Here is a 21,824-nt window from a genome sequence, read left to right as displayed (position 1 = left end):
ATGTATCGAACCCTGCGCCCCCTGCTGTTCGCGCTTGCTCCCGAAACCGCCCACGGGCTGACCCTGTACGGGCTCGATGTCGCGCATCGCAGCGAGCTTTTGCGCTTCGTCGCCACGCCGCCGGCAGACTTCCCGGTCGACGCCCTCGGCATCCGCTTCCCCAACCCGGTCGGCCTGGCGGCCGGCCTGGACAAGAACGCCGATCACCTGGACGCACTCGGCGCGCTGGGCTTCGGCTTCGTCGAGGTCGGTACCACCACGCCGCGCCCGCAGCCGGGCAACCCGAAGCCGCGGATGTTCCGCCTGGCTGCGCACGAGGCGATCATCAACCGCCTCGGGTTCAACAACGACGGCGTCGACGCGCTGGTGCGCAATGCCGAGCAGTCATCGTATGCCGGCGTCCTCGGCATCAACATCGGCAAGAACAAGGACACGCCGAACGAGAAGGCGGTCGACGACTACCTGTTCTGCCTCGAGCGCGTCTACGCGCGTGCCAGCTACGTCACGGTGAACATCTCCTCGCCCAACACCCAGGGCCTGCGCGACCTGCAGGAAGAGGAGACCCTGCGCCGCTTCATCGGCACCCTGCGCGAGGCGCAGGAGCGGCTGGGCGCACAGCACGGCGCGCGCAAGCCGATGCTGCTGAAGATCGCGCCGGACCTGTCCGAAACCGAGCTCGACGCCATCGCCGAGGTGCTGCTGGCCAGCGGCGTGGACGGCGTGATCTGCACCAACACCACGATCGACCACAGCGCCGTGGCTTCCGACCCGCAAGGGCAGGAAACCGGCGGCCTGTCCGGCCGGCCGCTGATGGCGCGCGCCACCGCGGTGCAGCGCGGCATGGCCGAACGGCTGCAGGGCAAGGTCGGCATCGTCGGCGTCGGCGGCATCCTCGATGGCGGCGACGCGGTCGCCAAGCTCGACGCCGGCGCGTCGCTGTTGCAGGTCTATTCCGGCCTGATCTACCGCGGCCCGGCACTGATCGCCGAGTGCGTCGACGAGATCCGCCGCCAGCGCGGAGGCGCCGATGGCCGCTGAGCGCATCGACATGGGCGGCTATACGCTGATCGAGAACGCCCCGCTGGCCCGCCGCAACACGCTGCGCGTGGCGGCGAAGGCACGACTGCTGGCGGAGATCCGCGACGCCAGCAAGCTGCCCGAGCTACTCGACTTCCCCGCCGTGCATCAGGGTCCGCTGCTGGTGCTCGGCGAAGGCAGCAATGTGCTGTTCGCCGGCGACTTCGACGGCACCGTGCTGGCGATGGCCACCCAGGGCGTGCAGGTGGAGGATGACGGCCGCATCGTGCGGCTGGCGGTGGCCGCCGGCGAGCGCTGGGACGATTTCGTGCGCTGGACCCTGGGCCAGGGCATCGCCGGGCTGGAGAACCTGATCCTGATCCCCGGCACGGTCGGCGCCGCACCGATCCAGAACATCGGCGCCTACGGTACCGAAGTGGCCGAGTTCATCGACAGCGTGGAAGCGTGGGATACCCGCGAGCGCCAGGTGGTGACGCTGGACCACGCCGCCTGCGCCTTCGGCTATCGCGACTCGCTGTTCAAGCGCGAGCCCGGCCGCTACGTGGTCACCGCCGTGCGCTTCGCGTTGCCGCGCACCCGCGAGCTGCGCCTGGACTACGCCGGCATCCGCGAGGAGCTGGCACGCATGGGCGTGGACAAGCCGGCGCCGTTCCACGTGGCGGAGGCGATCATCCACCTGCGCACGCGCAAGCTGCCCGACCCGGCGGTGATCGGCAATGCCGGCAGCTTCTTCAAGAATCCGATCGTCGACGCCGCCACTGGCGAGGCGCTGAAACGCGAACACCCCGAGCTGGTCGCCTGGCCCACCGCCGACGGCCGCTGCAAGCTGTCCGCCGCCTGGCTGATCGAGGCGGCCGGGCTGAAGGGTTATCGCGAAGGCGATGCCGGCATTTCCTCGCGCCACGCGCTGGTGCTGGTCAACCACGGCCAGGCCACCGGCCGCGAACTGTGGGCGCTCGCCAGCCAGGTGATCGCCAGCGTGGAAGCCACCTTCGGCGTGAAGCTGGAGCCCGAGCCGCTGGTCATCGGTGCCTGAGCGCGCGCGGCCGCCCGGCCGCGTGACTTTTTACGCGATCTATATGGGGTAGCGATTTTTCGCTACCCCTTTCTTATGCGCCGGTTTCGAGAATGCGCGCCGTCACCTCGACGGAGCCTTCTCCCTTGGATATCCCCTACCTCTTGCTGATCGCCGCCCTGGCCGCCCTCACCGGCGGCCTGGTGCGCCTGTGCGACCGGCTCGGCCGCCGCTGAGCGGCCGCGCCCCGAAGGAACCTGCCATGACCGTTCTCTACATCCTCGCCGCCGTGCTCGCGGTGGCCGTCACCGGCTACCTGTGCGTGGCCCTGCTCAAGCCGGAGTGGTTCGAATGACCGCCAACGACTATCTGCAGATGGGTCTGTTCCTGGGCCTGCTTTTGCTGCTGGCGATCCCGCTGGGCAGCTACATGGCGCGCGTGTTCGCCGACACGCCCAACCGCGTCACCCGCTTCGGCGGTGGCATCGAGCGCGCGATCTATCGCCTGTGCGGCATCCGTGCCGACGAAGACATGGGCTGGAAGCGCTACACGCTGGCCATGCTCGTGTTCAACCTGGTCGGCCTGCTCGTGGTCTACGCGCTGCAGCGCTGCCAGGCATGGCTGCCGCTCAACCCGGCGCACCTGCCGGCGGTGTCTGCCGACTCGTCGATGAACACCGCCATCAGCTTCGCCACCAACACCAACTGGCAGGGCTACGGCGGCGAGTCGACGATGAGCTACCTGACCCAGATGCTTGGCCTGGCGGTGCAGAACTTCCTCTCCGCGGCCACCGGCATCGCCGTGTTGGTGGCGGTGATCCGCGGCTTCGTCCGCAGAAGCGCACAGGGCCTGGGCAACTTCTGGGTCGACCTCACCCGCAGCACGTTGTACGTGCTGTTGCCGCTGTCGCTGCTGCTCGCGCTGGCGCTGGTCTCGCAGGGTGTGGTGCAGAACTTCCACCCCTACGCCGAGGCCACGCTGGTCCAGCCCAGCCACATCACCGAGACGGTCAAGGACGCTGCCGGCCATCCGATGAAGGATGCCCAGGGCCACGACCAGACCCGCGACGTGCCGGTGACCACGCAGACCCTGCCGATGGGACCGGCCGCCTCGCAGATCGCGATCAAGCAGTTGGGTACCAACGGCGGCGGCTTCTTCAACGTCAACTCGGCGCATCCGTACGAGAACCCGACGCCGCTGAGCAACCTGTTGGAGGTGCTGTCGATCCTGCTGATTCCGGCGGCGCTGTGCCTGACCTTCGGCCGCATGGTCGGCGACCGTCGTCAGGGCTGGGCGTTGCTGGCGACGATGCTGGCGATCTTCGTGCCGCTGCTGATCGCCTGCACCGCCGCCGAACAGGCCGGCACGCCGATGCTGGCGCACCTGGGCGTGGACCAGCATGCCAGCGCACTGCAGGCGGGCGGCAACATGGAGGGCAAGGAGACGCGCTTCGGCATCGTCGACTCGACGGTGTGGGCCACCGCCACCACCGCCGCCTCCAACGGCTCGGTGAACGCGATGCACGACTCGTTCACCCCGCTCGGCGGCCTGGTGCCGATGTGGCTGATCCAGCTCGGCGAGGTGATCTTCGGTGGCGTCGGCTCCGGCCTGTACGGCCTGCTCGCCTTCGCCGTGGTCGCGGTGTTCATCGCCGGCCTGATGGTCGGACGCACGCCCGAGTACCTCGGCAAGAAGATCGAGGCGCACGAGATGAAGATGGCCTCGATCGCCGTGCTGATTCCCTGCGCGCTGGTGGTGATCGGCACCGCCATCGCGGTGATGGCGCCGGCGGGTGTCGCCGGACTGGCCAACCCGGGCGCGCACGGCTTCAGCGAGATCCTCTACGCGGTCAGCTCGGCCTCCAACAACAACGGCAGCGCGTTCGCCGGCCTCTCCGCCAACACGCCGTTCTGGAACGTGCTGCTCGGCATCTGCATGTTCCTGGCGCGCTATCCGCTGATCGTGGCGATGCTCGCCATGGCCGGCTCGCTGGCCGCCAAGCGCCACGTGCCGCCGTCGGCCGGCACCCTGCCCACCCACACGCCGCTGTTCGTCGCGCTGCTGGCCTGCGTGGTGATCGTGGTGGGCGCACTCACCTTCCTGCCCGCGCTCGCGCTCGGGCCGATCGTCGAATCTCTTTCGGGGCACTGATCCATGACTTCGCATACCCAGGCTAGCGTGCGTTTCGACCGCGAGCTGGTGCTCGCCGCCGTCGTCGACGCCTTCCGCAAACTGTCGCCGCGGCTGCAGTTCCGCAATCCGGTGATGTTCGTGGTGTTCCTGTGCAGCGCGCTGACCACCGGGCTGTGGGTGCAGGCACTGACCGGCCACGGCGAAGCGCCGACCGGCTTCATCTTCTGGGTGAGCCTGTGGCTGTGGTTCACCCTGCTGTTTGCCAACTTCGCCGAGGCGCTGGCCGAAGGACGCGGCAAGGCGCAGGCCAACGCGCTGCGCAGCACGCGCCGCGCGGTGCCGGCGAAGAAGCTCGCCGCAGCACGCCGCGAGGCCCCAGTGACGGTGATGTCCTCGGCCGACCTGCGCGCCGGCGACGTGGTGCTGGTGGAAGCCGGTGACATCCTGCCGGGCGACGGCGAGGCGATCATCGGCGCCGCCAGCGTCAACGAGGCGGCGATCACCGGCGAATCCGCGCCGGTGATCCGCGAGGCCGGCGGCGACCGCAGCGCGGTCACCGGCGGCACCCAGCTGCTGTCGGACTGGCTGGTGGTGCGCATTACCCGCAACCCGGGCGAGAGCTTCCTCGACCGCATGATCGCGATGGTGGAAGGCGCCGCGCGGCGCAAGACGCCGAACGAGATCGCGCTGACCATCCTGCTGGCCAAGTTCACGCTGATCTTCCTGCTCGCCTGCGCGACCCTGCTGCCGTACTCCATCTACAGCGTGCAGGCCGCCGGCAGCGGCAACCCGATCACCCTCACCGTGCTGGTGGCGCTGCTGGTGTGCCTGATCCCGACCACGATCGGCGCGCTGCTGTCGGCGATCGGCATCGCCGGCATGGACCGGATGATCCGCGCCAACGTCATCGCCACCTCCGGCCGTGCGGTGGAAGCGGCCGGCGACGTCGACGTGCTGCTGCTGGACAAGACCGGCACGATCACCCTGGGCAACCGCCAGGCGGTCGCCTTCCTGCCCGCGCCGGGCATCGACGAACGCGTACTGGCCGAAGCGGCGCAATTGGCTTCGCTGGCCGACGAGACGCCCGAGGGCCGCAGCGTGGTGATGCTGGCGCGTGAGCGCCATGGCCTGGCGGCGCCCGAGCGCGACGAAGCCATCGGCGAGTTCGTGCCGTTCACCGCGCAGACCCGCATGAGCGGCGTCGACCTGCCCGGCCGCGCGATCCGCAAGGGTGCCGTCGATGCGGTGGAGCGCCATCTGGACGGCCTCGGCAGCCACCTGCCGCCGGCGGTCAAGCGCGTTGCCGAAGACATCGCCCGGCGCGGCGCCACGCCGCTGATCGTGGCCGAGAACGCGCGCGCACTTGGTGTGATCGAGCTGAAGGACATCGTCAAGGGCGGCATCAAGGAGCGCTTCGCCGAGATGCGCGCCATGGGCATCAAGACGGTGATGATCACCGGCGACAACCCGCTCACCGCCGCCGCGATCGCCGCCGAGGCGGGCGTGGACGACTTCCTCGCCGAAGCCACGCCGGAGGCCAAGCTCGCCCTGATCCGCGAGATCCAGTCCGAGAACCGGCTGGTTGCGATGTGCGGCGACGGTACCAACGATGCGCCCGCGCTGGCGCAGGCCGACGTCGCGGTGGCGATGAACAGCGGCACGCAGGCGGCGAAAGAGGCCGGCAACATGGTCGACCTCGATTCCAACCCGACCAAGCTGATCGAGATCGTGGCGATCGGCAAGCAGATGCTGATCACCCGCGGCGCGCTGACCACGTTCTCGATCGCCAACGACATCGCCAAGTACTTCGCGATCATCCCGGCCGCCTTCGCCAGCACCTATCCGGCGCTCAACGCGCTCAACGTGATGCACCTGGCCACGCCGCGCAGCGCGATCCTGTCGGCGGTGATCTTCAACGCGCTGATCATCGTGTTCCTGATTCCGCTGGCGCTGAAAGGCGTGGCCTACCGCGCGCTCGGCGCGGGCGCGCTGCTGCGGCGGAACCTGCTGGTGTACGGGCTGGGCGGCATCGTCGTGCCCTTCCTCGGCATCAAGCTGATCGACCTGCTGCTCGTCGCGCTGGGCCTCGCCTGAGGCCACCGGCGCCATCTCCCCACGACGGACACCGACCATGCAGACCCTGAAAGTCTCCGTTTCCCTTCCCGATCACACCCACGATGACGTGCAACTGCATCTGTCGGCCGACGACAGCGACTGCGCTGTCGTCATCGCGCTGCCGGCGCGTGCCGCCCGTACGGCCGAGGCGCCCCTGCCGCCGGCCATGTCGGACGACGACGCCTACGTGCTTGGCGGCTACGCCGGCATCTGACACCGGCCTCTTCCTCACCCGAGCGTCTGCGCCATAGCGCCCGACGCGGAGCAACATCGATGAAACCGCACTACCTGACCATGCTTCCCTTCCTGCTCGCCGGTACCACGGCCATCGCCGACGATGCGCCGGCCAGCCCGGTCACCGGCAACCTCGCCGTGACCTCCGACTACATGTTCCGCGGCCTGACCCAGACCTGGGGCCGTCCGGCCATCCAGGGCGGCGCCGACTACGCCAACCCGAACGGCTTCGCCGCCGGCTTCTGGGGTTCCAGCATCAGCGAACGCAGCTATCCCGGCGGCGCGATGGAGCTGGATCTCTACGCCAGCTATGGCCGGGCGATCACCCCTGACTGGTCCTGGCGCGTGGGCCTGTACGGCTACGTGTACCCCGGCGCCAACCTCGACCAGGCCGGCCTGCCACGGCGCTCGCTCAATACCGCCGAGTTCAACGCGGCGCTGGGCTGGAAGCAGTTCACGCTGAAGTACAACCGTGCGCTCACCGACTATTTCGGCGTCGATACCGAGCAGGGCTATACCGGCGACTCCAAGGGCACCAGCTACCTGCAGTTGGATGCCACGTTGCCGTTGACCGATGCCTGGAGCCTGGCCCTGCACGCCGGTCATACGCACGTCACCACCGCACTCGCCGTGCCGCTGGCGAACGGCGCGCGCGATCCCGGCTACAGCGACGTCGGTGCCACGCTCAAGTTCCAGCTCGATCCGCACTGGTCGCTCAGCGGCGGCATCACCCACGCCACCAATGCGGCGTTCTATCGCCATACCGCCAGCTTTCTCGACGCCAGCGACACCCGCAACGTGGGCGGCACGCGCGGCTTCGTGATGCTGCAGGGCACGTTCTGACCGGAGGTCTCCCATGTTCAAGCTGCTGCGCGCTTCCCTGCTCATGCTGCTGGTGATGACCGTCATCACCGGCGTGCTCTATCCCCTCGCCGTCACCGGCGTGGCCCACGTGGCGTTTCCGCATCAGGCCGACGGCAGCCTGATCTTGCGCGACGGGCACGTCGTCGGTTCGCGGCTGATCGGCCAGCCGTTCGACGATCCGCGCTACTTCTGGGGTCGTCCTTCGGCCACCTCGCCGCAGCCTTACAACGGCGCAGCGTCGGCCGGCTCCAACCTCGGCCCGACCAACCCCGCGCTGGCCGATGCGGTGCGCCAGCGCATCGCGGCGCTGCACGCGGCCGATCCCGGCAACACGCAGCCGGTGCCGGTGGACCTGGTCACCGCGTCGGCCAGCGGCCTGGACCCGGAGATCAGCCCGGCCGCAGCTCAGTACCAGCTGGCGCGTGTGGCGCGGGCCCGTCACCTCGACGTAGCGCGGGTACGGCAACTGGTTGCGGCGCACACGCAGGGCCGCTGGCTGGGCCTGTTCGGCGAGCCGCGGGTGAACGTACTGGCACTGAACCTGGCGCTGGACGCGCCCTCGCACTGAGCCCACGACCATGACCGACGCCCCCCGCAACGCCCGTGCCGACGCCCTGCTGCAGGCCGTGCAGGAGGATGCGCGCGAAGCCGGATTGAAGATCTTCCTCGGCGCCGCCCCCGGCGTCGGCAAGACCTTCGCCATGCTCTCGGCCGCACGCGAGCTGCGGCGCCAGGGTGTCGACGTGGTGGTGGGACTGGTGGAAACCCACGGCCGTGCGGAAACCGCCGCCCTGCTGGATGGCCTGGAAACGCTGCCACGGCGGCCGGGCGAGCAGCGCGGCGGCCACGCGATGGAGGAATTCGACCTCGACGCCGCGCTCACCCGACGCCCCGCCGTGCTGCTGGTCGACGAGCTCGCTCATACCAACCTGGCCGGCGGGCGGCACGCCAAGCGCTGGCAGGATGTGGCCGAGCTGCTCGACGCCGGCATCGCCGTCTACACCACGCTCAACGTGCAGCACCTGGAGAGCCGCAACGACCAGGTGCGGCGGATCACCGGCGTCGCCGTGCGCGAGACGGTGCCGGATGCCTTCCTCGACCGCGCACGCGACATCGTGCTGGTCGACCTGCCGCCGCGCGAGCTGATCGGCCGGCTCAAGCAGGGCAAGGTCTACGTGCCGGAGACCGCCGCCGCCGCGCTCAATGCGTTCTTCTCGCCGGGCAACCTGGCCGCGTTGCGCGAGCTGGCGCTGGAAACCATCGCCCATCACGTCGACAGCGACCTGCGCGACCAGATGCTGGCGCGCGGCAGTGCGATGACCGTGCGACGGCGGGTCATGGCGGCGATCGACGGTCACGGCCAAAGCGAATACCTGGTACGCGTGACGCGGCGTATCGCAGAGCGACGCGGCGCGCCGTGGAGCGTAGTGTTCGTCGATACCGGCGCACCGCTGGACCCGACGCGCCGCGAGCGGCTGGACGCTGCCATGCGGCTGGCCCAGCGGCTCGGCGGCGAGCCGGTGACGCTGCGCGGGCAGGCCATCGCCGACGAACTGCTTGCGCATGCCGACCGCGAGGGGGTCGGCCAGATCCTGATCGGCCGGACCCGCGAACGTCCGCTCGCACGGCTGCTCGGCATCTCGCTGACCCAGCGCCTGATGCGCCGCGGCGCGCACATGGAACTGACCATCATCGCCACGCCGGCCGAGCGGGTGCAGGCGCGGCGACGGGCACGGCAGCCGGTCCGGACCGCCTCGGGCAGCGCCTATGGATACGCCACCGCGGTGATCGCGATCGCCTTCGTGCTCGCCTTCGTCGCCAACACCTGGCTGGGCGTCGCCAACCTGTCGCTGATCTTCCTCACTGCGGTACTGGTGGTCGCGGTGCGCTCGCGCATGGCGGTGGCCGTGTATGCCGCGTTGCTGTGCTTCCTCGGCGACAACTTCTTCTTCACCGAACCGCGCTACACGCTGCGCATCAGCCACCCGGACGACGTGCTGGCGGTGGGATTGTTCCTGCTTGCGGCACTGGTCTGCAGCCGGCTGGCAACGCGCCTGGCGACCCAGGTCCGCTCGCTGCGTATCGCGCAGGTGCATGCGCGTGCCCTGCTGGGCCTGGGCCAGCAGCTGACGGCCAGCGCCGATGCCGACGGTGCGCGCCAGGCCGGAGCACGCGCCATGGCCACCGCGCTGGACGCCGAAGTAGCCATCCTGGCGCGCGGTGCCGACGGGCAGCTGCAGGTCGCCCACGCGGCGCCCCGCGCCGTCCACCTGTCGGCGCAGGACACCGCGGCGGCGGACTGGTGCGATCGCCACCACGAACCGGCCGGACGCTTCACCGACACGCTGCACGGTGCCAGCGGCTGGGCGCTGCCGCTGGCGGTGGACGAGCACCGGCTCGGCGTCGCCTTCGTACGCCTGCCGACGGACGCGACGCTGGATGCGGAGCGCCGGCGCCTGGCGCTGGCGATGGCGCAGGATCTGGCCCGCGCGCTCGAGCGCGCCCGGCTCGCCGACGAGCTGGAGGGCGCCCGCGTGCAGGGCGAGACCGAACGCCTGCGCAATGCCCTGCTGTCCTCTGTCTCGCACGACCTGCGCTCGCCGCTGGCGGCGATGATCGGCGCCGCCGGCACGCTGGTGTCCTATCGCCACCAGTTGCCAGAGCGCGAGCTCGACCAGTTGCTGCAGTCGATCCTCGGCGAGGGACAGCGGCTGGACCGCTACATCCAGAACCTGCTCGACATGACCCGGCTGGGCCACGGCACGCTGACCTTGAATCGCGACTGGATCGCCGCCGACGACATCGTCGCCTCGGCCAGCGCGCGCGTGCGCAAGCTGTTCCCCGAGCTGCGCCTGCAGGTGCACGGCACGCCGGAGCCGGTGCTGCTGCACGTGCATCCGGCGCTGATCGAACAGGCCCTGTTCAACATCCTGGAGAACGCCGCGCGGTTCTCGCCGAGCGGGGAGGCGGTGCGCGTGGACGCCCGCCTGGTCGAGGGGAAATTGACGATCGACGTCGCCGACCGCGGCCCCGGCATCCCCGAGGAGGAACGCGCGCGGATCTTCGACATGTTCTATTCCGTGGCGCGCGGCGACCGCGCTCCGCAGAGCACCGGCATGGGCCTGGCGATCTGCCGCGGCATGATCGGCGCCCATGGCGGCAGCGTCGAGGCGCTGCCCGGCGACGGCCGCGGCACCACCATCCGGATCACCCTGCCGGTGCCGCCGGCACCGCCGGCGGACGGTTGATCAGCGCCGCGCCTTGGACAGCAGGCGCAGGATCTCCAGGTACAGCCATACCAGCGTGACCATCAGCGCGAACGCGCCGTACCACTCCATGTACTTCGGGGCGCCCTGTGTGGCCCCGCGGTCGATCAGGTCGAAATCCAGCGTCAGGTTGAGCGCGGCCAGCCCCACCACCAGCAGGCTGAAACCGATGCCCAGCGCGCCGGACTCGTGGATGAAGGGAATCTGGATGTGGGTGAAGGCCCGCAGGCCGATGTCCACCAGATAGAGCAGCGCGATGCCGCCGGTGGCCGCCACCACGCCGGTGCGGAAGCGGTCGGTGACCTTGATGATGCCGGTGCGGTAGAGCGTCAGCATCACCGCCAGCACGGCCAGGGTGAGCATCACCGCCTGCAGCACGGTGCCGGCGTAGCGCAGCTCCATCATCGCCGACAGCCCGCCCAGGGCGAAGCCTTCGGCGATGGCGTACAGCGGCGCGGTGATACCCGCCCAACGTGGGGCGAACGCAGTGACCATCGCCAGCACGAAGCCGGCGATGAGCCCACCCCACAGGAACGGCGACACGGCGGCCACAGCCTGGGCGAGGTTGCCGCCGGCCGCGGCATCGAGGAAACGGTGCCAGGTGAAGCTGCCGGTGACCACGATCAACAGCAGCAGCAGGCCGCTCTTGGCGATCGTGCCGTTCATGGTCATCCGCTCGCCCTCGGCGAACAGCCCCTGGAACGTCTTTTCCTGCAATACCGGGTTGCCCGTGCGCATCTGTGGATCTCCTGAGGGATGCCACGGCCCGCGTGGCGATACCCGCGATCCTAGCGCACCATCCGGTCGCTTCGCCCGCGATCCTGGCCGGCCCGACCACCGGGATCGGGCAGGAACACCGTGATCAGACCCATCAGCGGCAACCACGCGCACAGGTGGTAGACGTAGTCGATGCCGTGGGTGTCGGCCAGCCGCCCCAGCACCGCGGCGCCGATACCGCCCATGCCGAAGGCCAGTCCGAAGAACAGGCCCGAGACCATCCCCACGCGGCCGGGAATCAGTTCCTGCGCGTAGACCAGGATCGCGGAGAACGCCGAGGACAGCACCAGGCCGATCGCCACGCTGAGTACGCCGGTCCAGAACAGGCTGGCATGCGGCAACAGCAGGGTGAACGGCGCCACGCCGAGGATCGACACCCAGATCACCCGCTTGCGGCCGATGCGGTCGCCCACCGGCCCGCCGATCAGCGAGCCGGCCGCCACCGCGAACAGGAACACGAACAGGTGGGTCTGCGCGTTCTGCACCGACACGCCGAACGTGTGGATCAGGTAGAAGGTGTAGTAGCTGCTGATGCTGGCCAGGTAGAAGTACTTGGAGAACACCAGCAGCACCAGCACCGCGATCGCCCCGGCCACCTTGCCCCGCGGCAGCCCCACGACCGGCGCAACCGCGAGCGCGCGGCGCGTGATCTGGTGATCGCGATACCAGCGCCCCACCCGCACCAGCACCGCCAGCGCCAGCAGGGCCGCAAGCGCGAACCAGGCGACGCTGCCGCGCCCATGCGGAACGATGATCCACGCGGCCAGCAACGGTCCCAGCGAGGCACCAGCGTTGCCGCCCACCTGGAACAGCGACTGCGCCAGGCCGAGCCGCCCGCCGGAGGCAGCGCGCGCCACCCGCGAGGACTCCGGATGGAATACCGAGGAGCCGGTGCCCACCAGGGCCGCGGCCAGCAACAGCGTGGAGAACGCCGACGCATCGGCGAGCAGCAGCAGGCCGCATAGCGTGAAGCCCATGCCGACGGGTAGCGAATACGGCATCGGACGGCGATCCGCCGCCATCCCCACCATCGGCTGCAGCAGCGACGCGGTCAGCTGGTAGGTCAGGGTGATCAGGCCGATCTGACCGAAACTCAGGCCGAACCCGCTCTTGAGCAACGGGTAGATGGCCAGGATCAGCGACTGGATCATGTCGTTGAGCAGGTGCGCGAAGCTGATCGCGCCGAGTACGGCGAACACCGGCCGGGACGGATCGGGAACGGCCACCGGAGGCGCAGCGGAGGCCACCTCGGCGGCAGGGACGACGCGGGTATCCATGGGGGTGCGGGAGGGGCGACAGTGGGGGAAGGCGGCCACTCTAGTGATGCGGGCGGCGGCCCGTGTACGCTTTCGGGTCATCTGCTGTCGAATCCGGGCCAGACCAGGGGTCAGCCATGCGCAACACCCGCGTCACCGCCTACGAAGACACGCCTCGCGACGTCGTCGCCACCGGCAACGACTACCTGCCGCATCGGGTCCTGCCCAGCCATTCGCACAAGCGCGGCCAGCTGCTGTACGCCGCCACCGGCGTGCTCACCGTGATCACCCAGGCGGGCGGCTGGATGGTCCCGCCGCATCGTGCGTTGTGGATCCCCCCGGGCGTTGAGCACGAGGTGCGCATGAGCGGTGGCGTGTCCACCCGCAGCGCCTATGTGCACCGCGATGCGGTGCAGCGGCTGGGCCTGCCCGACCGCTGCCGGGTCATCCACGTCTCGCCCCTGCTGCACGCGCTGCTGATGGAGGCCGTGGATCTGCCGGCCGAATACGCGCTGGACGGCCGCGACGGCCGGGTCATGGCGCTGCTGCTCGATGAGGTGGCGGCAGCACCCGAGCTGCCGCTCACCACGCCGCTCCCCGGCGACCCGCGGCTGGCCCGCCTGTGCCGCGCCCTGCTCGAAGCCCCTGCGCTGGAAGTCGACATCGACGCCATGGCGTACAAGGCCGGCATGAGCCGACGCAGCTTCACCCGGCTGTTCCGCGCGCAAACCGGCATGAGCTTTGCGCTCTGGCGACAGCAGGCCTGCCTGCTCGCCGCCCTGGCGCTGCTCGGGCAGGGCTTGCCGGTCACCCGGGTCGCCACCGAAATCGGCTATGCCAGCGCGAGCGCCTTCACCGCGGCGTTTCGCCGGGTACTCGGCGCGCCACCCAGCCGCTACCTTCAGCCGGATGGGCCGATGGACGCCGAAACCGCTACCGTCATGGCCCTGTCAATCAATCGCAGCAACATGTCCGGACGATGACGATGCAGGTACGACCATGACCCGACGCGACGCCCCCAAGCCCCGCCAGAAAGCGGCCTCCGCCGCGGCTGCGGAGGTCGCGCCGGCGACATCGGCGACGACGACGGACCTGTCCGATCCGTCGCTGTACATCCATCGCGAGCTGTCGCAGCTGCAGTTCAACATCCGCGTGCTGGAACAGGCGCTGGACGAGCAGACCCCGCTGCAGGAACGGTTGAAGTTCCTGCTGATCTTTTCCAGCAACATGGACGAGTTCTTCGAGATCCGCGTCGCCGGCCTGATGGACCAGGTCGCGTTCGAGCACGAACGGGTCGGGCCGGACGGCATCGCACCGCAACAGGCGCTGGCGATGATCAGCGCCACCGCGCACCAGCAAATCGAGCGGCAGTACGCGATCCTCAACGAGCGCATTCTGCCGGCGCTGGCCGAGGCCGGTATCCGCATCGTGCGCCGGCACGAGTGGACCACCCGGCAGAAGGCCTGGGTGCGCCGGTACTTCCGGCATGAAGTCGCCCCACTGGTCACGCCGATCGGCCTGGACCCGACCCACCCGTTTCCGCTGCTGGTCAACAAGAGCCTGAACTTCATCGTGCAGCTGGAGGGCGTGGACGCGTTCGGCCGCGACTCGGGCCTGGCGATCGTGCCGGCACCACGCGTGCTGCCGCGGCTGATCCGCCTGCCGGACGACATCTGCGAGGGCGGCGAGAACCAGGTGATGCTGTCGTCGGTGATCCACGCCCATGTGGACGAATTGTTCCCCGGCATGCAGCTGCACGGCTGCTACCAGTTCCGGTTGACCCGCAACGCCGACCTGGACATCGACGCCGAAGATGTCGACGACCTCGCCCGCGCCCTGCGCGGCGGGTTGTATACCCGGCGCTTCGGCGACGCCGTACGGCTGGAGGTGGCGGACAACTGCCCGCGGACCCTGGTCGAGTACCTGCTCAAGCAGTTCGGGCTGGCCGAGCAGGACGTGTACGAGGTGAACGGCCCGGTCAACCTGTCGCGGCTGTTCAGCGTGGCCAGCCAGCCCGGGTTCCCGCAGCTGCAATACCGCCCGTTCACCCCGGCTATCCCGAAGGCGCTGAAGAAGTCCGAGGACATCTTCGTCACCGTGGCCAGGCAGGATGTGCTGCTGCTGCACCCATACGAGTCGTTCACCCCGGTGGTGGACATGCTGCGCCAGGCGGCGAAAGACCCGGCCGTGCTGGCGATCAAGCAGACGCTGTACCGCAGCGGCGCCACGTCGGAGATCGTCGACGCGCTGGTCGATGCGGCGCGCGCCGGCAAGGAAGTCACCGCGGTGATCGAGCTGCGCGCGCGCTTCGACGAGGAATCCAACCTCACTCTCGCCGCGCGCCTGCAGCAGGCCGGCGCGGTGGTGATCTACGGCGTGGTCGGCGTGAAGACCCACGCCAAGCTGATGCTGATCCAGCGTCGCGAAGGCAGCGAGCTGGTGCGCTACGCCCACCTGGGCACGGGCAACTACCACACCGGCAACGCACGCATCTACACCGACTACAGCCTGCTCACCTCCGACCCGGCACTGTGCGAGGACGTGCACAAGCTGTTTGGCCAGCTCACCGGCATGGGCAAGGTGCAGGCGATGAAGAAGCTGCTGCATGCACCGTTCACGCTGAAGAAGACCCTGCTCGACCTGATCGCCCGCGAGACCGCCCACGCCGAGGCCGGCCAGCCGGCGCAGATCATCATCAAGGTCAACGCGGTGACCGACGCGAAGGTGATCCGCGCGCTGTACAAAGCCAGCATGGCCGGCGTGAAGATCGACCTGATCGTGCGCGGCATGTGCTGCCTGCGCCCCGGCGTGCCGGGCGTGTCGCACAACATCCGGGTGCGCTCGATCATCGGCCGCTTCCTCGAGCACAGCCGGGTGTACTGGTTCGCCAACGGTGGCGACGAAGTGCTCTACCTGGCCAGCGCCGACCTGATGGAGCGCAATCTCGACCACCGCGTCGAGACCGGTTTTCCGATCGAGAGCAAGAAGCTGGTGCACCGGGTGCGCCGCGAGCTGGACCTGTACCTCGCGGACAACTGCAGCGCCTCGCTGCTGCAGGCCGACGGCGGCTACCTGCGCGCCCAGCCCGCCAATGGCCAAGCCCCGCGCAACGTGCAGCAACTGCTGCTGGAAAAGCTCTGCGGCACCGGGGCCGCGGCAGGCTGATCGACGCTCAGCGGACGTGCCGCGCCACCCATTCCGCATAGCGGTCGACGAACTGCTGCAGGAACTTCCGCGTGTCCTCGCTGGCGATGCGTCCCTCGTCGTCGATCAGGTCGTCGCTGCGAAACTGCACGAACACTTCCGGCTGCGCCAGCACCGGCACATCCAGGTAGGCCAGCACGTTGCGCAGATGCTGCTGGGCCAGCGCACTGCCGGTGCTGCCGATCGAGGCGCCGATCACCGCGGCGGGCTTGCCGGCGAACGAATTGGTGCCCCACGGGCGCGAGGCAATATCGATGGCATTCTTCAGCACGCCCGGGGTCGAGCGGTTGTACTCCGGTGTGACAAACAGCAGTGCGTCGGCCTGCTCGACCTGCTTCTTCAACGCCTGGCATGCGGCCGGATAGCCGTCGTCGAAGTCCTGGTTGTAGAGCGGCAGGCCGTCGATCGGCACGAAGACGAAGCGCATGCCCTCCGGCGCCAGCCGCTGCACGGCCAGCGCCAGTCGGCGGTTGATGGACGCTTTGCGGAGGCTGCCGACGAACACGGCGATCGAATGGTTGGTCATGGGGCGACTCCCGGTCTCTGTCTGGGGAACGAGCAACCCCTCAAGCATCCTGCTTGCGCGGCAAAGGCCGCGTGACGGCGGATCGCCCGCCGAAGCCAGCCCCGCGACCGCAAAAAATGTGACGCATGGCACGTTCCGTGCTTTTCCTGTCCCGCGTCAGCTTTTCGGGTCAGTCATCGCGACGACCGGCAAAGGACTGACACAGCCGCCGTCGCGCCATCTCCTGGCGCGGGGCAGACCGTTGGGACAGCGACATGCAGCGCACGCAGGCCAAATCCGGGCTCCACGGCCGCCGACAGCGGCTGATGGCGCTCGTCCTTTGCCTGATCGGCCTGCTGCTTGCCGGGAGCGCCTCGGCGGCATCGTCGCTGACCGGCAGCTGGCGGGACGTGCGCGAGGGCGACACGCCGGCCAAGCTGCTGGCCGAATACCATGATGGCGAGCTGCAGCGATTCGACCCCAACCTGCTGTTCCGTCTGCCAAAAGGCCCCCTGGGCACCTGGGTGGTCCTGAATCCGGGAACCTCCCCGGCGAAGGAGCAGCAAGTGCTCAGCATCTACCCGCCCCCTCTGGGCATGGTGACCCTCTACGACCAGAACGGACACAACGTTTCACTGACGATGGATGATTTCGGCCAGGGGCCGCACGGACACGGACGCCTGGCCTTCGTGCTCGGGCGCGATGTCCCGATCGCCGCGCCGCTGCTGCTGAAATTCGAACCCTCGGCACGGATCGCCGCCCCGGTGAGCTTCCGCCTGCAGGACTGGAACCACTACCTCGGCGACGATGCGCACTGGCTGGTGTTCGCCAGTTCCTCCCTGGCGGTGATGCTGGCAATGGCGCTGATGGCGCTGTGCTTCGGCCTGATCCTGCGCGACCTGACCTTCGTGTGGTACGCGGCCTACCTGGTCTGCTATGCGGCGATCCAGGGCATCCAGACCGGCTTCGTCTACCACCCGATGGGCATGGACTGGCTGGCCGGGTTGTCGATCACCGTCGGTTCGGCTGCGGTGGCGCTGTCGGTGGCCTTCGCTTCGCTGTTCATGACCCGCTTCTGCGAGCTGCAGCGGTTCGCGCCGCTGCTGCGCATGCCGGTGCTGTCACTGGCCGTGGGCATGGTCGCCGTGGTGCTGATGCGCTGCAGCCAGATCCCGTCACTGGAAGGCATCGGACAGCTGCTGGTCAATCCGCTGCTCACGCTGGGCGCAGCGCTGCTGCTGCTTGCCTCGGTGATCGCTGCCGTGCGCGGTTCGCGCCATGCCTGGTTCTTCCTCGCCGGCTGGACCCCGCTGCTGGTGCTCACCGCGATGACCAGTGCGCAGGTCAACGGCGCCCTGCCCGCCCTGCCCTGGCTCAACGACGCCGGTCTGGCGGCGGGCGCCTTCGAAGCCATCGTGCTGTCGTTCGGTCTGGCCGACCGGGCGCTGCTGATCCGCCGCGACCGCGACCAGGTCCGCGTGCTGGCCGATCGGGACTCGCTGACCCAGTTGCTCAACCGGCGCGCCTGGCACGAAGCGGCGATCGTGGCGATGAGCGATCTGGGCGGGAGACCTCAGGCCCTGCTGTTCCTGGACCTGGATCACTTCAAGAAGCTCAACGACAAGCGCGGCCATGCCGCCGGCGACGAAGCACTGGCCGCGGTGGCCGAGGCGCTGCGCCAGGAACTGCGCCCGGGCGACCTGCTCGGCCGCTACGGCGGTGAGGAATTCGTCGCGCTGATCGATGGCGCGAATGCCGAGGAGGCCCTGTTGGTCGCCACCCGCATGTGCCGCCGCGTGCACCGGCTGGAGATCCCGGTCGACGGCGATCAGCTCGCCCTCACGGTGAGCATCGGCGTCGCCATCCGTCGCGCCACCGACTCGATCGACAGCCTGGTGGCGCGTGCCGACCAGGCGATGTACGACGCCAAGATGGCCGGTCGCAACCGCGCCTGCCTGCAGCGACGGCCGGAAGAGCCGAACGTGCCACGCCGGATGGCCGGCTGAACCGGACCATCCGGCGGACCGGCCTCAGGCCAGCGTGCGTGCCGCCGCCACCACGTCCGCTTCGCCCGGCAGCACCAGGAAAGCCGCGCCGGCCAGCGGCGTGAAGGTGTCGGCACCGACCACGCGCCGGAGCGGCGTCGCGCCGAACCCCGCCTCGACGATGGCGGTGATCACGCCTTCACCCACACCCGCGCTCTTGCGGCCCTCGTCCAGCACCACGATGCGCTTGGCGCTCTTCGCCTGCGCGGCAATGAAGGCATCGTTGAGCGGCACCAGCCAGCGCAGGTCGACCACCCGCACCTTCCACTTCAGCTCCGCTTCGATGGTGCGCGCGGCACGCAGCGCCATCGGCACGCCGTTGCCGAAGGTAAACACCACCAGGTCGTCCGCGTCCTCGTGGTACACGCGTCCTTCGCCCAGCGTCATCGCCTCGCCCGGCGCCGGGTACGCGAACTGCCACTGGCCGTCGCCGGCCTCGTACAGATCCTTGGTCATGTACAGCGCGATCGGTTCGAGGAAGGCGCAGACGCGGCCGTCTACCCGGGCCAGCGCGGTGAGCGTGCGCAGCATCATCGCCGCATCGTCGCCCCGGCTGGGGCAGCCCACGACGAGGCCGGGAATGTCACGCAGCGCGGTGATCGAGTTGTCGTTGTGGAAGTGGCCGCCGAAGCCGCGCTGGTAACCCAGCGAGGCGATGCGCATCACCATCGGGTTGCGGTACTGGTCGTTGGAGAAGAACTGCAGGCTCGACGCCTCGCCGCGGATCTGGTCGCCGGCGTTGTGGAAATAGGCCAGATACTGGATCTCGGGGATCGGCAGCATGCCCATGTTGGCGTAGCCCTGCGCCAGGCCGAGGATGATCGTCTCATCCAGCAGCGTGTTGAACACGCGGGTGTTCTTGAACGTTTTGTGCAGGCCCTTGGTGACCGTGTACACGCCGCCCTTCTGCGCCACGTCCTCGCCGAACAGCAGCGACTCGGGGTACTTGGCCATGATGTCGTGCAGCGCCTGGCCGATCTGGATCGCCAGATGCCGCGGCGGCTGGTTCTCCGGCAACTTGGCCTCGCCACCGAACACGGCCAGGCGCTTGTCGCCGTAATCCGCGCGCTCGGCTTCGGCCTTTACCTTGGCCGGCGAGTACGGCGCCAGCGGCGCCATCACGTCGTCCAGGCGTTCCAGCTTGGGCCGGCGATCGGCCTCGTCGGCCGCCGCGAAGCAGCGCTTGCGGGTCGCCTCGTAGAGGTTGAGCAGGTCGTCCTTCGAGTACAGGCCGGACTCCAGCGCGATCGCCGCCGAGCGCAGCAACGGGTCGGTGGATTCCACCGCCACCAGCTCCTCGATCGAGCGCCACTCGATCTCGAAATCGGTGCCGGCGTGCCCCATCACGCGGGTGGTCTTCAGGTGCAGGAAGGTCGGACGGCGCGTGCGGCGGCAGTGCTCCACCGCGCGCTGCACCTGCGCATAGCCTTCGGCCAGGTCCAGGCCGTCGGCGAAGAAGTAATCGAGGTCCGCGCGCGCCTGGTAGTTGCGGGCGACCCAGCCGGTGGGCGTCTTCACCGAGATGCCAATGCCGTTGTCCTCGCACACGAACAGCACCGGCGCGGGCAACTTCTGATAGGCCGTCCAGCCGGCTGCGTTGAACGCGGTCTGCGCGGTGGCGTGGTTGCTCGACGCATCACCGAACGAGCAGATCGCGATGGAGTCGTCAGGAATCGGCAACGTGTGGCCGATGCGGCGGGCGTGATCGATGGCGACCGCCGTACCCAGCGCCTTGGGCAGGTGCGAGGCGATGGTCGAGGTCTGCGGCAGCACCCAGAGCGGCTTGGAACCCCACACCTTGTGCCGGCCGCCGGAGGCTGGGTCGTCCTTGCTGGCGGCGAACGACAGCGCCGAATCCATCACCGGATCCATCCCCGGCAGCTTGCGGAAGCGCTCGGCCATGAAGCCGCCGGAGCGGTAGTGCAGGAACGCCGGGTCGGTGTGGCGGGTGAGCCGCGCCACCATCGCGTTGCCTTCGTGGCCGGACGAGCCGATCGTGTAGAACACCTTGTTCTGCACGCGCAGCACGCGCGCCATCAGGTCGAGGTGGCGGCTGATCAGTTGCGATTCGAACAGCTCGCGGAAACCGCGCGCATCGAGCGCGCTGCCCGGCAGCACCGCTTCATCGTCATGCGGCGCGCGACGCACCTCGCCCTGCCACAGCTGCACGAACTCGGTGAAGTTCTGGTCGACGATCTCGGCGCGGTTGAAGCCCTTGTGGCGGGCGGTGATGGCGAACGGAATGGCGGTCATGGCGTGATTCGTCTGGGAGGCGGAAAGCGGCGGCAGGCAGCCGTCAGGAAGAAGAAACGATCGGCAGTACGGAAGCTGGCTGGCGCAGCGCGCGCAAAGCCGCGGCACGCACACGGTCCTTGTCGCGGCCGAAGGATTCGAAGATGCGGATCTGCTCGTCCAGCGCCGGCACCGGCACCGCCAGGCCCTGCAGTCCAACCAGCACCAGCTTGCCCGGCGACACCGGCTGCCAGCCCGCGTCGTCGTGAAGTTCCAGGCCGCCCATCACTTCCACCGGCATTCCGGGAAAACGGAAACGGGCGAAATGCGAGCGGAAGCGGTCGCCGTCGGCGGGGGCATGGATGGTATCGCTCCGGTCGGCCCAGCGCGCGATCAGCGTGGCGGCGTCGGCACGCGACACCAGCACGTCGACATCGGCCACGTCCACCTCGGCACCGAGCATCCGCGCGCCGGCGCTGCCGATCACGCACCACGGCTCGGCGCAGTGCACGTACAGCTCGGGCACCAGTTCGGTGAGTGCGACAAACAGCGCGGGCGGCACGTGACTCATGCGCGACGACGCAGCCACGCTTCGCGGCTCTGGCCCCAGACCTCGACCACGATATCCTGGAACGGCTCGGGCAAACGCCCCGGCCCCTGCAGGCTGGAGCCCAGCCGCCGCGCGACCTCCTGCGAGGCGAGGTTGTCCGGCGCGATGGTGTGGATCACCTCGCTCCAGCCCAGGTGCTCGAACGCCCAGTCGATCGCGGCGACCGAACCCTCGGTGGCGTAACCCTTGCCCCAGGCCTCGCGCAGCAGCCCCCAGCCGACCTCGGTGCCGGGCCAGCCCTCGGGGCACCAGGGACCGAGCCGGCCGATCCAGCGGCCGCTGGCCTTCTCGATCACCGAGAACATGCCGTAGCCCTGGATCGCCCACGCCCCGGCCATCGTGAGGAAGCCGCGCCAGGCGACCGCCCGCGGCTGCGGACCGCCGATGTGGCGCGAGTTCTCCTCGTCGCCCATCAGTTGCACCCAGCCTTCGAAATCCTCCGGCCGGGTCGGGCGCAGGATCAGGCGATCGGTTTCGATGCGGAGGTCTTGCCAGCTCATGCTAGGGACACTCTGGCCTGGGATATCTGT

Annotated in this window: 18 protein-coding genes; 12 read left to right on the top strand and 6 right to left on the bottom strand. The window is 69.2% G+C overall.

The window, feature by feature from the left end:
* From NC595_RS12440 to NC595_RS12400, 9 genes are all read left to right on the top strand, one after another.
* Positions 1 to 1,038, top strand: a complete 1,038-nt coding sequence (locus NC595_RS12440; RefSeq protein WP_253566930.1) for a quinone-dependent dihydroorotate dehydrogenase — start codon at positions 1 to 3, stop codon at positions 1,036 to 1,038.
* A 10-nt stretch (positions 1,039 to 1,048) separates the two neighbouring features.
* Complete coding sequence (gene murB, locus NC595_RS12435) at positions 1,049 to 2,074, top strand: UDP-N-acetylmuramate dehydrogenase (RefSeq protein ID WP_253568310.1); 1,026 nt, start codon at positions 1,049 to 1,051, stop codon at positions 2,072 to 2,074.
* Between the two features lie 241 nt (positions 2,075 to 2,315).
* Positions 2,316 to 2,408, top strand: coding sequence for a K(+)-transporting ATPase subunit F (gene kdpF / locus NC595_RS12430; protein ID WP_253566928.1), 93 nt, complete (start codon positions 2,316 to 2,318; stop codon positions 2,406 to 2,408).
* Positions 2,405 to 4,204, top strand: coding sequence for a potassium-transporting ATPase subunit KdpA (gene kdpA / locus NC595_RS12425; protein WP_253566926.1), 1,800 nt, complete (start codon positions 2,405 to 2,407; stop codon positions 4,202 to 4,204). The genes kdpF and kdpA overlap by 4 nt, the downstream gene beginning before the upstream one ends.
* A gap of 3 nt (positions 4,205 to 4,207) precedes the next feature.
* Positions 4,208 to 6,280 carry a potassium-transporting ATPase subunit KdpB gene (kdpB, locus tag NC595_RS12420; RefSeq protein ID WP_253566924.1) on the top strand — a complete coding sequence of 691 codons (2,073 nt, stop codon included), beginning with the start codon at positions 4,208 to 4,210 and terminating at the stop codon, positions 6,278 to 6,280.
* 37 nt (positions 6,281 to 6,317) lie between these two features.
* Positions 6,318 to 6,515 (top strand): hypothetical protein, encoded by a 198-nt coding sequence (locus NC595_RS12415; RefSeq protein WP_253566922.1) that lies wholly within the window; start codon positions 6,318 to 6,320, stop codon positions 6,513 to 6,515.
* A gap of 59 nt (positions 6,516 to 6,574) precedes the next feature.
* Positions 6,575 to 7,378, top strand: a complete 804-nt coding sequence (locus tag NC595_RS12410; protein ID WP_253566920.1) for a TorF family putative porin — start codon at positions 6,575 to 6,577, stop codon at positions 7,376 to 7,378.
* Positions 7,379 to 7,391: 13 nt separating this feature from the next.
* Positions 7,392 to 7,967 (top strand): potassium-transporting ATPase subunit KdpC, encoded by a 576-nt coding sequence (gene kdpC / locus NC595_RS12405; RefSeq protein WP_253566918.1) that lies wholly within the window; start codon positions 7,392 to 7,394, stop codon positions 7,965 to 7,967.
* Positions 7,968 to 7,977: 10 nt separating this feature from the next.
* The gene (locus NC595_RS12400; protein WP_253566916.1) at positions 7,978 to 10,647 is read left to right on the top strand and encodes a sensor histidine kinase; all 2,670 of its coding nucleotides are present in this window, start codon (positions 7,978 to 7,980) and stop codon (positions 10,645 to 10,647) included.
* Here NC595_RS12400 and NC595_RS12395 read toward each other — a convergent pair whose 3' ends face one another.
* A complete protein-coding gene (locus NC595_RS12395) occupies positions 10,648 to 11,403 on the bottom strand; it encodes a Bax inhibitor-1/YccA family protein (RefSeq protein WP_253566914.1) in 756 nt (251 codons plus the stop codon).
* A 50-nt stretch (positions 11,404 to 11,453) separates the two neighbouring features.
* Positions 11,454 to 12,719 carry an MFS transporter gene (locus tag NC595_RS12390; RefSeq protein WP_256489096.1) on the bottom strand — a complete coding sequence of 422 codons (1,266 nt, stop codon included), beginning with the start codon at positions 12,717 to 12,719 and terminating at the stop codon, positions 11,454 to 11,456.
* Positions 12,720 to 12,835: 116 nt separating this feature from the next.
* On the opposite strand from NC595_RS12390, the gene NC595_RS12385 reads away from it, so the two are divergent.
* Together NC595_RS12385 and ppk1 are read left to right on the top strand one after the other, a co-directional pair.
* The gene (locus NC595_RS12385) at positions 12,836 to 13,681 is read left to right on the top strand and encodes a helix-turn-helix domain-containing protein (RefSeq protein WP_253566913.1); all 846 of its coding nucleotides are present in this window, start codon (positions 12,836 to 12,838) and stop codon (positions 13,679 to 13,681) included.
* Positions 13,682 to 13,697: 16 nt separating this feature from the next.
* Complete coding sequence (gene ppk1, locus NC595_RS12380) at positions 13,698 to 15,863, top strand: polyphosphate kinase 1 (RefSeq protein ID WP_253566911.1); 2,166 nt, start codon at positions 13,698 to 13,700, stop codon at positions 15,861 to 15,863.
* Between the two features lie 7 nt (positions 15,864 to 15,870).
* On the opposite strand, the gene NC595_RS12375 is transcribed toward ppk1, so the two are convergent.
* A complete protein-coding gene (locus NC595_RS12375) occupies positions 15,871 to 16,428 on the bottom strand; it encodes an NADPH-dependent FMN reductase (protein ID WP_253566909.1) in 558 nt (185 codons plus the stop codon).
* 305 nt (positions 16,429 to 16,733) lie between these two features.
* Here NC595_RS12375 and NC595_RS12370 point away from each other — a divergent pair, with 305 nt between their 5' ends.
* Positions 16,734 to 18,413, top strand: coding sequence for a sensor domain-containing diguanylate cyclase (locus tag NC595_RS12370; RefSeq protein ID WP_253566907.1), 1,680 nt, complete (start codon positions 16,734 to 16,736; stop codon positions 18,411 to 18,413).
* A 24-nt stretch (positions 18,414 to 18,437) separates the two neighbouring features.
* Here NC595_RS12370 and NC595_RS12365 read toward each other — a convergent pair whose 3' ends face one another.
* Genes NC595_RS12365 through NC595_RS12355 form a run of 3 tightly spaced genes read right to left on the bottom strand, consistent with a single transcriptional unit; the run spans position 18,438 to position 21,794 of the window.
* Entirely contained in the window at positions 18,438 to 20,705 is a 2,268-nt protein-coding gene (locus NC595_RS12365) for a thiamine pyrophosphate-dependent enzyme (RefSeq protein ID WP_253566905.1), read from the bottom strand.
* 43 nt (positions 20,706 to 20,748) lie between these two features.
* Positions 20,749 to 21,273 (bottom strand): hypothetical protein, encoded by a 525-nt coding sequence (locus NC595_RS12360; protein ID WP_343214906.1) that lies wholly within the window; start codon positions 21,271 to 21,273, stop codon positions 20,749 to 20,751.
* The gene (locus NC595_RS12355) at positions 21,252 to 21,794 is read right to left on the bottom strand and encodes a GNAT family N-acetyltransferase (RefSeq protein WP_253566903.1); all 543 of its coding nucleotides are present in this window, start codon (positions 21,792 to 21,794) and stop codon (positions 21,252 to 21,254) included. Before NC595_RS12355 ends, NC595_RS12360 begins: the two co-directional genes overlap by 22 nt.
* Between the last annotated feature and the right edge of the window lie 30 nt (positions 21,795 to 21,824).

The sequence above is a fragment of the Dyella lutea genome, assembly GCF_024158035.1.
GTDB classification, from domain to species: Bacteria; Pseudomonadota; Gammaproteobacteria; order Xanthomonadales; family Rhodanobacteraceae; genus Dyella_A; species Dyella_A lutea.
This window is presented reverse-complemented; position numbering and strand designations above follow the sequence as displayed.

Coding starts and splice junctions, on each gene's coding strand:
- NC595_RS12440 (WP_253566930.1), top strand. CDS start 1: ATGTATCGAACCCTGCGCCCCCTGCTGTTCGCGCTTGCTCCCGAAACC.
- murB (WP_253568310.1), top strand. CDS start 1,049: ATGGGCGGCTATACGCTGATCGAGAACGCCCCGCTGGCCCGCCGCAAC.
- kdpF (WP_253566928.1), top strand. CDS start 2,316: ATGACCGTTCTCTACATCCTCGCCGCCGTGCTCGCGGTGGCCGTCACC.
- kdpA (WP_253566926.1), top strand. CDS start 2,405: ATGACCGCCAACGACTATCTGCAGATGGGTCTGTTCCTGGGCCTGCTT.
- kdpB (WP_253566924.1), top strand. CDS start 4,208: ATGACTTCGCATACCCAGGCTAGCGTGCGTTTCGACCGCGAGCTGGTG.
- NC595_RS12415 (WP_253566922.1), top strand. CDS start 6,318: ATGCAGACCCTGAAAGTCTCCGTTTCCCTTCCCGATCACACCCACGAT.
- NC595_RS12410 (WP_253566920.1), top strand. CDS start 6,575: ATGAAACCGCACTACCTGACCATGCTTCCCTTCCTGCTCGCCGGTACC.
- kdpC (WP_253566918.1), top strand. CDS start 7,392: ATGTTCAAGCTGCTGCGCGCTTCCCTGCTCATGCTGCTGGTGATGACC.
- NC595_RS12400 (WP_253566916.1), top strand. CDS start 7,978: ATGACCGACGCCCCCCGCAACGCCCGTGCCGACGCCCTGCTGCAGGCC.
- NC595_RS12395 (WP_253566914.1), bottom strand. CDS start 11,403: ATGCGCACGGGCAACCCGGTATTGCAGGAAAAGACGTTCCAGGGGCTG.
- NC595_RS12390 (WP_256489096.1), bottom strand. CDS start 12,719: ATGGATACCCGCGTCGTCCCTGCCGCCGAGGTGGCCTCCGCTGCGCCT.
- NC595_RS12385 (WP_253566913.1), top strand. CDS start 12,836: ATGCGCAACACCCGCGTCACCGCCTACGAAGACACGCCTCGCGACGTC.
- ppk1 (WP_253566911.1), top strand. CDS start 13,698: ATGACCCGACGCGACGCCCCCAAGCCCCGCCAGAAAGCGGCCTCCGCC.
- NC595_RS12375 (WP_253566909.1), bottom strand. CDS start 16,428: ATGACCAACCATTCGATCGCCGTGTTCGTCGGCAGCCTCCGCAAAGCG.
- NC595_RS12370 (WP_253566907.1), top strand. CDS start 16,734: ATGGCGCTCGTCCTTTGCCTGATCGGCCTGCTGCTTGCCGGGAGCGCC.
- NC595_RS12365 (WP_253566905.1), bottom strand. CDS start 20,705: ATGACCGCCATTCCGTTCGCCATCACCGCCCGCCACAAGGGCTTCAAC.
- NC595_RS12355 (WP_253566903.1), bottom strand. CDS start 21,794: ATGAGCTGGCAAGACCTCCGCATCGAAACCGATCGCCTGATCCTGCGC.